The sequence below is a fragment of the Commensalibacter sp. M0355 genome (genome assembly GCF_016101365.1).
Classification (GTDB): Bacteria; Pseudomonadota; Alphaproteobacteria; order Acetobacterales; family Acetobacteraceae; genus Commensalibacter; species Commensalibacter melissae.
Genome location: NZ_JACFQQ010000002.1, coordinates 85,845 through 100,073 on the forward strand (window position 1 = coordinate 85,845; position 14,229 = coordinate 100,073).

9 protein-coding genes are annotated in these 14,229 nt (G+C 35.9%); 4 read left to right on the top strand and 5 right to left on the bottom strand.

Translation table 11 applies throughout. The features are described from left to right. Positions 1-60 precede the first annotated feature (60 nt). Together H3T44_RS04195 and H3T44_RS04200 are read left to right on the top strand one after the other, a co-directional pair. Entirely contained in the window at positions 61-2,886 is a 2,826-nt protein-coding gene (locus tag H3T44_RS04195) for a phosphoenolpyruvate carboxylase (RefSeq protein WP_198196233.1), read from the top strand. An 84-nt stretch (positions 2,887-2,970) separates the two neighbouring features. Next, positions 2,971-3,237, top strand: a complete 267-nt coding sequence (locus H3T44_RS04200) for a GlsB/YeaQ/YmgE family stress response membrane protein (RefSeq protein ID WP_110438926.1) — start codon at positions 2,971-2,973, stop codon at positions 3,235-3,237. Between the two features lie 876 nt (positions 3,238-4,113). Here the strand turns inward: H3T44_RS04200 and fusA are convergent. The 3 genes from fusA to H3T44_RS04215 all read right to left on the bottom strand — a co-directional run bounded on the left by fusA (position 4,114) and on the right by H3T44_RS04215 (position 8,633). Continuing rightward, positions 4,114-6,201, bottom strand: a complete 2,088-nt coding sequence (gene fusA / locus H3T44_RS04205) for an elongation factor G (RefSeq protein ID WP_122124265.1) — start codon at positions 6,199-6,201, stop codon at positions 4,114-4,116. Positions 6,202-6,357: 156 nt separating this feature from the next. Then, positions 6,358-6,660, bottom strand: a complete 303-nt coding sequence (rpmB, locus tag H3T44_RS04210) for a 50S ribosomal protein L28 (protein ID WP_110438924.1) — start codon at positions 6,658-6,660, stop codon at positions 6,358-6,360. Between the two features lie 149 nt (positions 6,661-6,809). Beyond that, a complete protein-coding gene (locus H3T44_RS04215) occupies positions 6,810-8,633 on the bottom strand; it encodes an ABC transporter ATP-binding protein/permease (protein ID WP_198196235.1) in 1,824 nt (607 codons plus the stop codon). Positions 8,634-8,758: 125 nt separating this feature from the next. On the opposite strand from H3T44_RS04215, the gene H3T44_RS04220 reads away from it, so the two are divergent. Next, positions 8,759-9,607: an NUDIX hydrolase family protein gene (locus H3T44_RS04220; protein ID WP_198196237.1), complete on the top strand. Its 849-nt coding sequence runs from the start codon at positions 8,759-8,761 to the stop codon at positions 9,605-9,607. On the opposite strand, the gene purU is transcribed toward H3T44_RS04220, so the two are convergent. After that, on the bottom strand, positions 9,608-10,486 hold the full coding sequence (purU, locus tag H3T44_RS04225; RefSeq protein WP_198196239.1) for a formyltetrahydrofolate deformylase: 879 nt from the start codon (positions 10,484-10,486) through the stop codon (positions 9,608-9,610). It lies immediately after the preceding gene. 322 nt (positions 10,487-10,808) lie between these two features. Next, the gene (gene glf / locus H3T44_RS04230; RefSeq protein WP_198196241.1) at positions 10,809-11,963 is read right to left on the bottom strand and encodes a UDP-galactopyranose mutase; all 1,155 of its coding nucleotides are present in this window, start codon (positions 11,961-11,963) and stop codon (positions 10,809-10,811) included. Positions 11,964-12,123: 160 nt separating this feature from the next. Between glf and H3T44_RS04235 the strand changes: the two genes are divergently transcribed. Further along, positions 12,124-14,217 (top strand): S9 family peptidase, encoded by a 2,094-nt coding sequence (locus H3T44_RS04235; protein ID WP_198196243.1) that lies wholly within the window; start codon positions 12,124-12,126, stop codon positions 14,215-14,217. Positions 14,218-14,229 lie beyond the last annotated feature (12 nt).

Below are 14,229 nucleotides of genomic sequence, written 5' to 3' on the forward strand. Positions count from 1 at the left end.
TAATTAATCATATTAAGACAGATTTATTTATATGAAACTAGTAATGGATAATTTTGGATCATGACGGAATCAACGAACTCCTCTTCCCAGATACTTGATGAGCTGCTACAGTTAACTAATCAATTGAGATCAAAAAAAGATCACCAACCAACAGAAAATCCTGTCCTGACCTTAGCACAGAAAATTAACCAAAAATTAGAGTCAAATGATCTTACTACAGAAAATCTCAAAGAAATAATCCAGAAATTAAGAGATTCCGCTTTTTTGTCACATGCCAAACATCTGCAGAAATACCTTTACAATCCCACTAAAGATAATATTCGGCAACGTATCGAAACCGTCTTAAAAAAATTAATCCAGCAATCCGATTACGCAAACGAAAAAAATAAGGAAGCAAGTTTTGAAAATTTCAAGAAATTAGTTGAAACTACCAAATTTGCCGCAATTTTTACGGCACATCCAACTTTTTCCCTTGCCAATCCGGTTTACACAGCCTTGGCAGATATGGCCAGTCATCCTATAGATGATGACACAAATATTCCTTTTTTTACCACTCACAGACGATCTGCCCCCCCTGATTTGAAAGAGGAACTTCAACTTGCAAATAATGCTATTGTTAGGGGACGAAATGCTTTGGATCTGTTCAATTATACCCTTTTTGAGACAGCAAAGGAATATTGGCCTGACCATTGGACTAATCTGAAACCCAGTCCAATTTTACTGAGCAGTTGGGTAGGATATGATACGGATGGCCGAAGCGACATAGGCTGGTGGGATAGTTTACTTATACGCCTACAGATGAAAAAATTACAATTGGAACGTCTATATCAGCAATTAGACAACATCCCAAATGGTGTCGACCAATTAAAAAATACTATTGCAATTGCCCTAAACCATGTCAAGGATCAAATCCATAACTGTCCTTTAAAGCCTGACCCTGATCAATTTTCAAATTTTTCCCGAATATTGATTGAAAACCGTCATGAATCAATTCTTTCAACCGATCAGCTTCTTCCTCTTTTTGATCAAGCCATAAACGATGTTGATGATAATTTCATTATTGATTTATTGATCGCGAAGGCGGGTTTTGTCACTCATGGTTTAAGTCTTTCACATTCCCATGTTAGACTTAATTCCACCCAAATTCATAATATGGCCCGTCAACGATTGGGGATAACCAGTAATCCTGAAAATCCTTCTCATACAAGAACACTTTTTAATACGATAAATACAGCATTGGATAAAATTGACCCTGTTCCTGTGGATTTCGGTGCTTTGCTAACTGAAAAGGCCTCGGCAAGCATATTAATGATGCTGTTAACCCAGATATTCAAACATATTGATAGCAAAACCCCTATTCGCTTTTTAATTGCGGAAACAGAAAGCGGTTTTACATTACTTATGGCCCTTTGGCTTGCAAGATTATTTGGGATTGAGAAAAATATCGAGATTTCGCCATTATTTGAAACAGATTATGCCCTCAATCATGGCGACAAGATTATTGAACAAGCCCTGAGATCACCGCATTGGCGCAATTACTTGAAAAAAACAGGCAAGTTATGCCTGCAATTTGGGTATTCTGATTCCGGCAGATTTATTGGTCAAATTGCAGCCACATATCAGATTGAAAAATTACGCAAGAAAATTGCAAAACTTTTGGCTAAATATCAATTATCAAATATTCAACTTATTTTATTCGATACACATGGCGAAAGTATCGGTCGTGGTGGTCATCCATTCAGCATGCAAGATCGTCTGGAATATCTTTCCCCAAAAATTACTGAGCAATATTTTCATAAACTTGGTATACGAAGCAGACAAGAAACGGCCTTTCAAGGTGGAGACGGATATTTACTTTTTGGCACACAATTGCTGGCCAATGCCACAATCAGTATCATAGCAGAGCATATCTACGATTTTGATAAGGTTGAACATGATCCCATCTATGATGAAAAAGATTTTAATGCAGATTTTTTTTCAACGATCAATGCATCCATGAATGAATTGATTAATGATAAGGGATATGGAACCTTGTTAAGCACATTTGGTCCCTCCCTCATTGATCAAACGGGGTCAAGACCGGCAGTTCGCCAAAATGATACAGCAGCGGGAAGAAGTTACATAAAACATCCAAGGGAATTGCGTGCTATTCCTAACAATGCAATTCTACAACAATTGGGTTGGTGTGCTAATGTACTTCAAGGTTTGGGTACCGCAATGTCGGCCAACCCCGATACATTTGAAGAAATGTTGACAAACAGCAAACGGTTCAGGCAATCCCTCGATTTTGCCTTTCATGCCCTTAAGCACTCCGATGCATCTGTCTTGAGAGCTGGAATCTATATGCTTGATCCCGGCATCTGGCTAGATCGGGCTGCAACTGAAGAAAATCCTGTGATACAGGAATCCTATATGGCGCTGGCAAACGGATTGCAACGGCTGGATTGCTGGTCGAGTACCCAGGCAACTTTTCATCGCATACAGAAAGATCATATTATTCTTCTGTCAATTTGGAAAAATACGCCAATCATGGATGATAAGGAAATCTTGTTACATGCTATCCGATTGGCATTAATTGAAAAAATCTGGATGTTATCAACCAAGATTCCATATTTCTCTCCATTTAACGGTTATAACAGAGAACATTTGGATATTAAAATCTTGTGTTTGGAAATACCCTCGGTTTTGCATATGCTCGTCAATCATATCTTTCCACAAGCATCTGAACATGTATCCGATCTATATTTTTATGAACCAAAAGGTCCAAGAAATGAAGGTGCATATGCAATGGATGACCGTCAAATATTTAAACCCATGCAATATAATTTCGATTTGGTCAGGGAAATTTCAATCGCTCTCATTCATCGATTACATGCATTCGGATAAATAAAAGAAAATAATAAATCTATTGTTTTAGTAAAAAATCGTTTAAACTATACAACAAGATAGTTTTGTTCAAGGGAGTAACTTATGTTTTCTTTAATTGGCGCTATTATTGTTGGGTTTATTATTGGTGGTATTGCAAAATTACTTATGCCTGGAAAACAGCCGGGCGGATTTATTATCACTGTTCTTTTAGGAATTGCCGGTTCCGCTTTGGCAACTTGGTTAGGAGAGCTTCTTCACTTCTATCGTGATGGAGAAAAAGCTGGAATATTATTTTCAATTGTAGGAGCTGTTATCATTCTTTTTATTTATAAAAAAATTATGGAACATAAAGGGAATACCAGTTATTAAAAATATTATTTGACATGAGGCAATATTTAACTCTCATATCAATATTGCCTCTCACTTATTTTTATCTAATTTATAATACTTCTAATATGTGAATATTCATTAATATAATTTATTTAACAAAGCGTATATATATACTTTGACGTTTGTTCATTCACTTGAAATTATGGTGTAAATAATGGTATCGTACAAAGTACCATCTTGTCTAAGAATATGTGCACGTAGAATTCCACCTTTTTTGCACCAAGTGGTTAAATTGCTCTTTGACTTTTGAAATTAAAAATATCAGTTCGTAAACGACGGTGTTGGCTTGTAATTTTTCAAAAGCATATTCTAGCAATAAATATTTACAATTTATGTTTACATGAGTTCTTTGAAAAGATTTTACATACCATGTATAACCAATTTCCAAACGTCGCAGATCAGGGGCAATTCCAAAAAAAACTAGTTGTACCCAAAACTTTCCCTGTATTTTCATCAATAACGGCAAAAGGGTAACGCTCTTGACGTTCTTTACCTCCAAAGCTTTATTAATATAATTTTAAACTTTAGAAAAATAAGTAATAATAGTAACACGAGGTTTCCATAAATCACCTTATTGACTTATCGCCTGCAACCCTTAACGTATTAAAATAAATCTACTGTTCTAATTGAACTTTATTTTCACTAGTTTTGATGTCTTAATTTAAAAAAAGATAAATTTATTTTAATAAATCCCATAAAATTTCAAAATTTTTTGATAAAGATTAATTATGATATAATTTTTTAAATTACACAAATAAAACCTAAAATATTTATTTAATCACATACATTTTCACAAAAAAACAGCCTTTTATATAAAAAAGGCTGCTTTAAATCGTATCAAATTGTTATTTAAAATTAGGCAGATTGACTAATAATTTCATCCGCAACATTACGGGGAACTGGATCATAATGATGGAATTGCATTGTAAAGGACGCACGACCTTTGGTCATTGAACGAAGATCAGAAATATAGCCAAACATTTCTTTCAATGGAACAAAAGCGCGAACCATGACAGTGCTTCCAGAAGTTTCTTGACTTTGAATCATTCCGCGACGACGGTTCAAGTCACCAACAACATCACCAACATGATCATTAGGTGTAGTGATTTCGACATCCATGATAGGTTCAAGAATGACAGGACCAGCTTTTTTCATTCCTTCACGGAAACAGGCTTTACCGGCAATCTCGAACGCCAATGCAGAAGAGTCAACGTCATGATATTTACCATCAACAAGCGTAAATTTAAAGTCTACAGTTGGAAATCCTGCTAATACACCGGTAGATGCCTGGTTTCTGATACCCTTGTCAACAGCTGGAATATATTCCTTGGGAACCGCACCGCCAACAATTTTATTTTCGAATATGATTCCTTCATTTCGTTCGGTAGGTTCGAAAATAATTTTGACTTCAGCAAACTGACCCGCACCACCAGACTGTTTTTTATGGGTGTAGGTTTCTGTATGAGACTGAGTAATGGTTTCACGATATGCAACCTGTGGTGCGCCAATATTCGCATCAACACCATATTCACGACGTAAACGGTCAATGATGATATCAAGATGCAACTCACCCATACCTGAAAGAATTGTTTGCCCCGTTTCCTGATCCGTCTTTAACTGTAGAGATGGATCTTCTGCCGCCAATTTCTGAAGCGCAAGGGTCATTTTTTCAACCGCTTCCTTGGTTTTTGGTTCGACAGAAATATCGATAACAGGTACTGGAAATTGCATGCGCTCCAAAACAACCGGATCTGCCGGATCTGCCAAAGTATCCCCTGTTTTCGTATCCTTCAATCCAACAAAAGCGGCAATATCACCAGCATGCACTTCTTTGATTTCTATACGTTTATCAGCGTGCATTTGGAAAATACGTCCAATACGCTCTTTATGACCATGGGTTGTGTTCAAAACCGTGTCACCAGAACGTAAGATACCACGATAAACACGCACGAAAGTTAGAGAACCATATTTATCATTGATGATTTTGAAAGCCAAACCGGCAAATTTGCCATTTGGATCAACGGGAATGATTGGTAATTTATTTTCATCAACCTCTTCATCTTCAGGAGGTGCAATACGAATTCCTTCCACATCGTCAGGAGCAGGAAGGTAATCAACAATTGCATCCAACAAAGGCTGAACACCTTTGTTCTTGAAAGAAGAACCGCAAAGAACCGGACGAAATTCTCCAGAAATGGTACCTTTTTTAATACATTTCTTTAAAACCTCAACAGAAACATCACCTTTTTCAAAATATTCTTCCATAGCCGCATCATCAACAGCCAAAACGGTGTCCAGAAGATTTTGACGTGCCTCTTCTGCTTTTTCCTTTAATTCAGCAGGGATTTCAACAATATTGTATTTGGCACCAAGATCATCACCTTCCCATACAATGGCATTCATATTAACAAGGTCGATAACACCCTTTAAATTTTCTTCCGCACCAATCGGAAGCTGTAAAGGGATAGCGACAATATCCAGCTTATCTTTTAAAGTGCTGAAAGCATATTCAAAATTTGCACCTGTACGATCCAACTTGTTAATGAAAATAATGCGAGGGACATTGTAACGGTCAGCCAAACGCCAATTCGTTTCAGACTGAGGTTGGACACCAGCAACACCCTCGATAATGAAAACCGCACCATCAAGCACGCGCAATGAACGGTTAACTTCAATGTTAAAGTCAATATGGCCCGGAGTATCAATAATATTGATACGATGCTTGTTCCATTCACAGGTAACGGCAGCGGAAGTAATGGTAATCCCTCTTTCACGTTCCTGTGCCATATAGTCAGTAGTGGTGTTCCCTTCGTGGACCTCACCAATCTTATGGGAGACACCTGTATAATATAGAATACGTTCAGTTGTCGTTGTTTTACCCGCATCGATATGCGCGGTAATACCTATATTACGGATTTTAGAAAGATCAGAATGGTCGGACAAAAGTAAAACCTCCACAAACGATAGAAAAATATTCAGAAAATATATTCATCAAATCATAAGATTAAAAGAATAATTTCCTTTTTTAACTCAAAATAACTCCCTTAAGATTAAATCAAGGAAGTTATTTAATTACTAGATAATCAATTTTTTAAAAATTTAAGCAGCTACTGCTGATTTTTTTTCCTGAGCCTGAAGAATACGGCGTTTAATCACTAAAGCCTCTTCAGTAAGCTTACGATTCGGTGTATTTAGCAGGAAATTGTCTAAACCGCCATTATGTTCAATGGTACGGAGACCATGCGTTGTGACGCGTAAATGTATTTGTTGACCCAAAATATCGGACCTTAAGGAATAATCCTGCAGATTAGGCAGGAAACGGCGACGGTTTTTGTTATTGGCGTGACTGACATTATTTCCTGTCAACACACCTTTGCCTGTGATTTGGCAACGGCGAGACATTTGTTTTCATCCTCGGATTGTGAAAGCCAAGACTTAATGTTTGGCAAATAAAAAATACTTAGTTTAGCCCTATGACTAAAATTCACAAAATAGTCAAGTAAAAATCCAAATTTTAAACCTCAAAATTAAAAATTTTCACTATTTCTAACCTATTTATCAGAATGTTGACTCTGTATAGACCACATATTGGCATAAAAACCATTTTTTGCAAGCAGGAATTCATGAGTTCCCTGTTCGCATATTTTCCCATCCATCATAACCAAAATCATGTCCGAATGAATAATTGTTGATAAACGATGAGCTATTGTAATCACGGTTCTACCCTGAGAAACCCGGAAAAGAGCCTGCTGTATTTCTTTTTCTGTCTGACTATCCAACGCGCTTGTTGCCTCATCCAGGATTAAAATCCTTGGATTTTTCAATATTGTTCTTGCAATAGCTATCCTTTGTTTTTCGCCACCGGAAAGTTTTAAGCCTCTTTCTCCCACCTGAGTATGATATCCCTTGGGCAAACCAACAATAAAATCATGGATTTGAGCCAGCCTTGCTGCTTTTTCAATTTCTGCTTGTGAGCTTCCTAATTTACCATAAGCAATATTGTAACCAATCGAATCATTAAACAAAACCGTATCTTGAGGCACAACTCCAATGGCCTTTCTCAAATCATCCTGTTTATAAGACCGTATATCCTCATTATCGATTAATACAGCACCAGTTGTAACATCATAAAAACGGAACAGCAAACGGCTAATTGTTGATTTCCCAGCCCCTGTTGGTCCAACAATGGCAATCTGCTGGGCTGGTTCCGCCAGGAAGCTTACATGATGCAAAATTTCCCGAGAGGGATCATAACCAAAAAAAACATCTTTAAATTCAATTTTGGCAGGCCCCGCATTCACCAATTCAGTTGGAAGTGATTTGGCGCATTCTTGATTATTGATATCCATTGGCTGTGCCAAAAGAGAAAACATATTTTCCAAATCAACAATTGATTTTCGCAAATTAGAATAGATACTGCCAAGAAAATTCAAGGGCTGATAGAGCTGCATCAAATAGGTGTTAATCAAGACAAATTTTCCGACAGTAAAATGATAACTAACAATGTCACGTGCTGCCATTAACATAATAAATGTCAATGCAATGGCTATAATAAAAGATTGACCAAAATTCAGGATATTGAGCGTTATTTGTGTTTTAATGGAAGCTTTTTCATAATGTGCCAATGCTTCATCATATCGTCTTATTTCATGGGCTTCATTACAAAAATATTTAACAGTTTCATAATTCAGCAAACTGTCCAAGGCACGATTATTGGCTTCATTATTAATTTCATTCATTTTTCGACGAATCTTGATACGCCGAGATGTAAACCAAATCGTAAAGAAAAAATAGGCTAATATTGCAAGACAGACAACAAGTGTATAATATCCGTTATACAAATGAGCAATCACACCGAGAACCATCAAGGTTTCAATCACTGTTGGAACGATACTGAATATACCCACTCTCAAAATTGTTTCAATTCCCTCACCACCCCGCTCAATAGCCCGTGTAATTGCTCCGGTTCGTCGATTTAAATGAAATTTTAGTGAAAGTCTTTGAACATGCTCGAAGCATTTTAGGGTTATTATACGCATCACCCGAAATCGTAATGGCGCAAAAACCGTGTCTTTCAATTCCGAACATAAGCTGGAAAAAATCCTAACCAATCCATATCCAACAATAAGATAAATCGGCACATAAATTATTTCATGATTATTCTGGGAAAAGTAATCCACAATCTTGCTATAAAGATAAGGAACGCCCAAGGCTATGATTTTGGCAACAATCATCAAAAACATCGCAAAGATAAAGCGAATTTTCAACGTCATATGCTGACGAGGCCACAAATAGGTCAAGAGCTCTAGTAAAGTTGACCATCCAGAACGAGTGCTTTCTTTGTCGACATAGGAAAATTTGGAATATCGTGACATGTTATTTTCAAAAGATTGTAATTGTTTTATCAATATACATGAAGTGTTTACCCTAAAAATGAAAAAATACAAAAATAGATAACTTTGAAATAAAAAAACTATTAAAGCAATATAAGAGATTTTTAATGCAATCTGTTGAATTTAAAAATTTATTTCGTCATATAAAAAAATGTAACACCGCCAAGTTACAAAAAGATTTTTTACCTTTCAAGGCGCATAATCAGATCATAGGATGGGTTCGACCTTCATTTATGGATACTCTCCAAAAACATCATGTTGTTATGGAAGAAAATAATATTTGTACTTTACCAGCACCATATTCAATCGAGATGCTGGGTAATCAACTAATTGAAAATAATGTGGTTCACTCCATGAATGAACTTTTTGATGTCTATCCCTCACCATATGCTAAACCGGTTGGAAAAATTGATCGTGCCGTTATTCCTGATCTTGGACTGATTGGAACTGGAGTTCATCTCAATGGTTTGGTTAAGAAAAGAAATCAAATTTATTTGTGGATCGCGAAACGGGCAAAGTATAAACGGCTTGATCCTGAAAAACTGGATCATATCGTCGCGGGAGGTATACCAGCAGGATTTACCCATAACAACACTCTAGAAAAAGAAGCACGTGAAGAAGCAAGCATTCCGAACGCCCTCATGATAAATGCGGAATATAAATCACTGATTACTTATAGCATGATCAGACCTGAAGGGTTAAGGCGAGATGTGTTATATTGCTATGATCTATGGTTGCCGGAAGATTTTCAACCGGTTCCCAATGATGGAGAGGTTGAATCTTTCCAATTAAAAAAATTAGAAGATGTTTACCATCAAGTGTGCGAAACAGATGATTTCAAATTTAATGTCAATCTTGTATTAATCGATCTTTTTATTCGCATGGGCATCATCGCAAAGAATTCTCAGTATGCCCATCGCATAAAAACTGGATTGAGAGGGAAATTATTTCCCTGATCAATCCGAAAATACAACGGTTTTGTAACCATTTAAAAGAACACGGTCTTCAATATGATAACGCACGGCTTTTGCCAGAACTCGTCTTTCAATATCCCTTCCTTTACGGATAAGGTCATGAGGGGTGTCATTGTGACTTACCCGTTCAACGTCCTGTTCTATAATTGGACCTTCATCAAGATCCTCGGTTACATAATGTGCTGTTGCACCAATCAATTTAACCCCTCGTTCATAAGCCTGATGATAGGCTTTTGCACCCTTAAAGCCGGGTAAAAAGGAATGATGTATATTTATACATTGACCCGCCAATTTTTTTACCATTTCAGGAGACAGAATTTGCATATAGCGTGCAAGAACAACAAGCTCTGTCCGGGTTTCCTTAATAATATCCCACAATTTCGTTTCTTGTTCCCTTTTGGTATCCTTAAGAATAGGAAGATAATAAAATGGTACATCTTGCATATCAATATGACCATAATCTTCATATGGATAATTTGCAACAATTGCACTGGGTTCGATTGCCAGTTCCCCTATTCTCCATCGATATAAAAGATCAACCAGACAATGATCAAATCTTGATACCATCAACAACACACGTTTTTTACGTTCTCGATCATGCAAGAACCATGTCATTTTAAATTGGGCAGCAATAGCCTCCAATCTGGAATATAACCATTGATAATTTTTTTTATTGCTCTCTAGGGTGAACACAACACGCATAAAAAAATAACCCGAAAGAGCATCATGCTGCTGCGACTCAACAATATTGGCTTGAGCTTCAAATAATCCTGTAGAAATTGCGGAAACAATACCTGGTTTATCAGGGCAAGAAAGTGTTAAAACATATTGATTTTGTTTTGATTTTATTGAATCACTCATCGATTTTAAAACTATATAGTTAATGTATGTCTTCAAAAGAACCTATATAGAGCACTTTAAAAAATCAAACAAAAGCTGTTGCGAATTCTTCAAAATTTTTTAAATTCTAAAAAATTATGAATCTAGACAATTTTACGTAAATTTTATAAATAACGAAAGATATCGTAAATTACGAATTATTATAAAAAAATTGATAAACTATTGCCGTTGACCATAAATATTTTTGATTAGAATAATTTATAATCGCTAAAATTAAAGCAAGTCGATTTAACATTGAAATAGCGATTATTTTTTAGATAGATTTAGGCAATATGAATATGAATTACTTCATACTGACTGTAAATACTGGCATTTTTTCATTATTATCAATGGATTTCAAAAATAATCTTGCTGTTTTCATTGCTTCTGCAATGGTTACATCCATATCAAGATAACGATAGGTTCCCAGTCGTCCAACAAATGTAATATCAGGTTCCTTTTCGGCCAATTCTATATATTGATCCAACTGATTCATTTCACCTACAAGACGTATTGGATAGTAAGGCAAATCTTTTTCTGTACATAAACGGCTATACTCTTTATAACAAACCGAGCCTTCATGACTTTCCCAAGGTGCAAAATATTTATGCTCTGTTATACGGGTATATGGAACGCTTTCCTCTCCATAATTCATTACAGCCGTTCCCTGAAAATCTCCCTGATATGTGAATCTTTCGAAATCCAGGGTGCGATATGCTAAACGACCATATTGATGATGGAAATAACCATCCAATGGACCACTATAAAATACATGTTTATAATATTTTGATTTTTCTTTATTAAAAACTGTATTCAAAGAAATTTTAATTCCAGGATGATCAAGAATATTATCGACCAAATCTGTATAGCCCTTTTTTGGTATTCCCTGAAATTTGTGACTGAAATAGTTATCGTCATAATTGAAACGAACAGGTAAACGCTTTAAGATAGATGCTGGCAATTCAGAGGGATGCAGTCCCCATTGCTTAAGGGTATAACCCTTGAAAAAAGCTTCATATAATTCCTTACCAACAAATTTCAAAGCCTGTTCTTCAAATGTCTCAGGCTCTTTAATTGACTTATCACCTTTTTCGGCAATAAGTTCTTTTGCTTGATCAGGAGATAATGCTTTCTGGAAAAATTGGTTAATCGTGTGCAGATTAATCGGTAATGAAAAAACCTGTCCCTTAACTGTGGTCTTCACACGATTGACATAGGGCATCATTTCTGAATATTTATTTACAAAATTCCATACGTCTTCATTATCTGTATGAAATATATGGGGACCGTAAATATGTACCATGACTCCTGTATCTTTGTCCCGTTCGGAGTATGAGTTTCCAGCAGTATGGGATCGTTCATCAATAATATGCACATTCCAGTCATTTTCTGCAAGAATACGACCAATCACAGCACCGGAAAAACCGGCACCAACAATTAAAACTTTTTTTTCTGACATTCAAATTACTTTCAAAACTATTTATCAAAATATACAGAATTTACATTATCAATATGAAACCATCAATTTTCTAATAATTAATTATTTCATTAATCCAGATAAAATATGATAGTCTTGTCTCTTATGCAAATTATTTAAAAATGGGGAAATGTTCTAGCTTATGTCATCAATTCTTCCGCCAAAAGCACCAAAAAAAGAGAAAATCATAAAACAACTGGGATTTACAAGAACTGATCCTTATGCCTGGTTAAAAGATGATAATTGGCAGGAAGTCTTGTCCAATCCTTCAAAACTAAAAAAAGAGATAAAACAATATCTTGAACAGGAAAATAATTATGCTAATAAAATAATGCAGCAGACTAAACCGTTGCAAAGCAAGCTTTTTCTTTCCTTGAAATCAAAATTGGCTGATAAAGAAAGCAGCCCTGAACTACCTGACGGTAGCTGGATATATTATTCACGATTTGAAGAGGGAAAAGAGCATAAGAGTTTTTATCGAAAATCAATTCATGATTTTGGAGAACAATTGCTTATTGATCCAAATATTCAGGCAAGTACTATTGATTATTATAAAATAAGCTCGGTTTCACACAGCCCTAACCATAAATACTTTGCCTATATTGAAGATACCCAAGGCTCAGAAATTTGGCATTTAAAAATTAAAAATCTGGAAACAGGAGATGTATTACCACAATCTATTTCACCCTGTTCTGGATCTTACTGTTTTTCACCATGCAGTCAGTATATATTTTGGGTCTATCGCGATGATCAAGGCAGACCTACCGCAATTTACAGACATCATATAGCCACTTCTCAAGATACTCTAGTTTATAAAGAGAAAGATTCAGGCTTTTTTATTAATATTGAGCGCAGTCTTTCCAATCAGTGGATTTATATAACAGCCAATAATCATGATACCAGCGAGGTCTGGATCATATCGGGACAACATCCCACATATGCAGCAATATGTTTTAAAAAAAGACGAACAGGTGTTTTTTACAAAATAACAGATTGGAACAATCATTTTATTATCTATACAAATGAAGATAATGCATACAATTTTAAACTCATGCGATTGCCCATACCGAATAATTTGATACAGGATAAAATAGAAAAAAAAATTTGGCAAAATTGGATTAATCATAATCCTGATATTTACCTAATGGAATTCAAGGCGTTTAAAAATTATTTTATAAGATTGGAACGTCATGAGGTTAATACAAAAATAATCATCACCAATACAAACGATGAAAATAAAATTATCTCAGGTGATGAAGATGCATACCTTCTTTCCTTGGATGAAACGCTTGAATATGATACAGAATTGTTACGATACAGTTATCAGTCTCCTACAACTCCACGTTGCTGGAATCGTTTTCATATTCCAACTGGTAAAAAAGAAATCATTAAACAGCAGAAAATTCCTTGCGGTTATAATTCAAGCCTTTACAAATCAAAAAGGATATGGGCTATTGCAAACGACGGTGAAAAAATTCCCATGACCTTGACCTATCGTAAAGATATTGAATTAAACGGTAAAAACCCAACTCTTCTTTATGGTTACGGATCATACGGATATGCCATTGACCCTGTTTTTTCCATAACAGCACTGAATTATATCGAACAAGGGTGGATTTATGCCATAGCCCATATTCGTGGCGGATCAGAAAAAGGTTGGAATTGGTTTTTGGAGGGGCGTCGCTTCAACAAAATAAACACTTTTACCGATTTTATTTGCTGTGCCGATTATCTTGTTGAACAAAATTATACACAGCCAAAAAAAATCGTTGCTGACGGAAGATCAGCAGGCGGTATGGTAATGGGATATATAGCCAATGAACGCCCTGATCTTTTTGCGGCAATCATTGCCGTTGTTCCTTTTGTAGACATATTAAACACAATGTCAGACATTACTTTACCACTCACACCTCCAGAATGGCCAGAATGGGGCAATCCTCTCAAAGATTCAAAAGCATATCAATATATAGCCAGTTATTCACCTTATGATAATATAAAAGAACAAGACTATCCTGCCATACTTGCAATGGGAGGCCTGACTGATCCCCGTGTTACCTATTGGGAACCATCAAAATGGATTGCAAAACTAAGAGATCACAATACATCGTCCAATCCCTTGCTTTTGAAAATAAATATGGATTCAGGGCACGGGGGAGCTGCAGGTCGATATACAGCCTTAAAAGAGGCCGCCTTCATTCAGGCCTTCGTCATTTCCATTATCAAAAAAGAATTATAACGGATATTGGGG

What these genes read in the sequence shown, in the direction of transcription:
- purU (WP_198196239.1), bottom strand. Translation starts at nt 10,486, where the DNA reads ATGAGTGATTCAATAAAATCAAAACAAAATCAATATGTTTTAACACTT.
- rpmB (WP_110438924.1), bottom strand. Translation starts at nt 6,660, where the DNA reads ATGTCTCGCCGTTGCCAAATCACAGGCAAAGGTGTGTTGACAGGAAAT.
- H3T44_RS04195 (WP_198196233.1), top strand. Translation starts at nt 61, where the DNA reads ATGACGGAATCAACGAACTCCTCTTCCCAGATACTTGATGAGCTGCTA.
- H3T44_RS04220 (WP_198196237.1), top strand. Translation starts at nt 8,759, where the DNA reads ATGCAATCTGTTGAATTTAAAAATTTATTTCGTCATATAAAAAAATGT.
- H3T44_RS04215 (WP_198196235.1), bottom strand. Translation starts at nt 8,633, where the DNA reads ATGTCACGATATTCCAAATTTTCCTATGTCGACAAAGAAAGCACTCGT.
- H3T44_RS04235 (WP_198196243.1), top strand. Translation starts at nt 12,124, where the DNA reads ATGTCATCAATTCTTCCGCCAAAAGCACCAAAAAAAGAGAAAATCATA.
- glf (WP_198196241.1), bottom strand. Translation starts at nt 11,963, where the DNA reads ATGTCAGAAAAAAAAGTTTTAATTGTTGGTGCCGGTTTTTCCGGTGCT.
- H3T44_RS04200 (WP_110438926.1), top strand. Translation starts at nt 2,971, where the DNA reads ATGTTTTCTTTAATTGGCGCTATTATTGTTGGGTTTATTATTGGTGGT.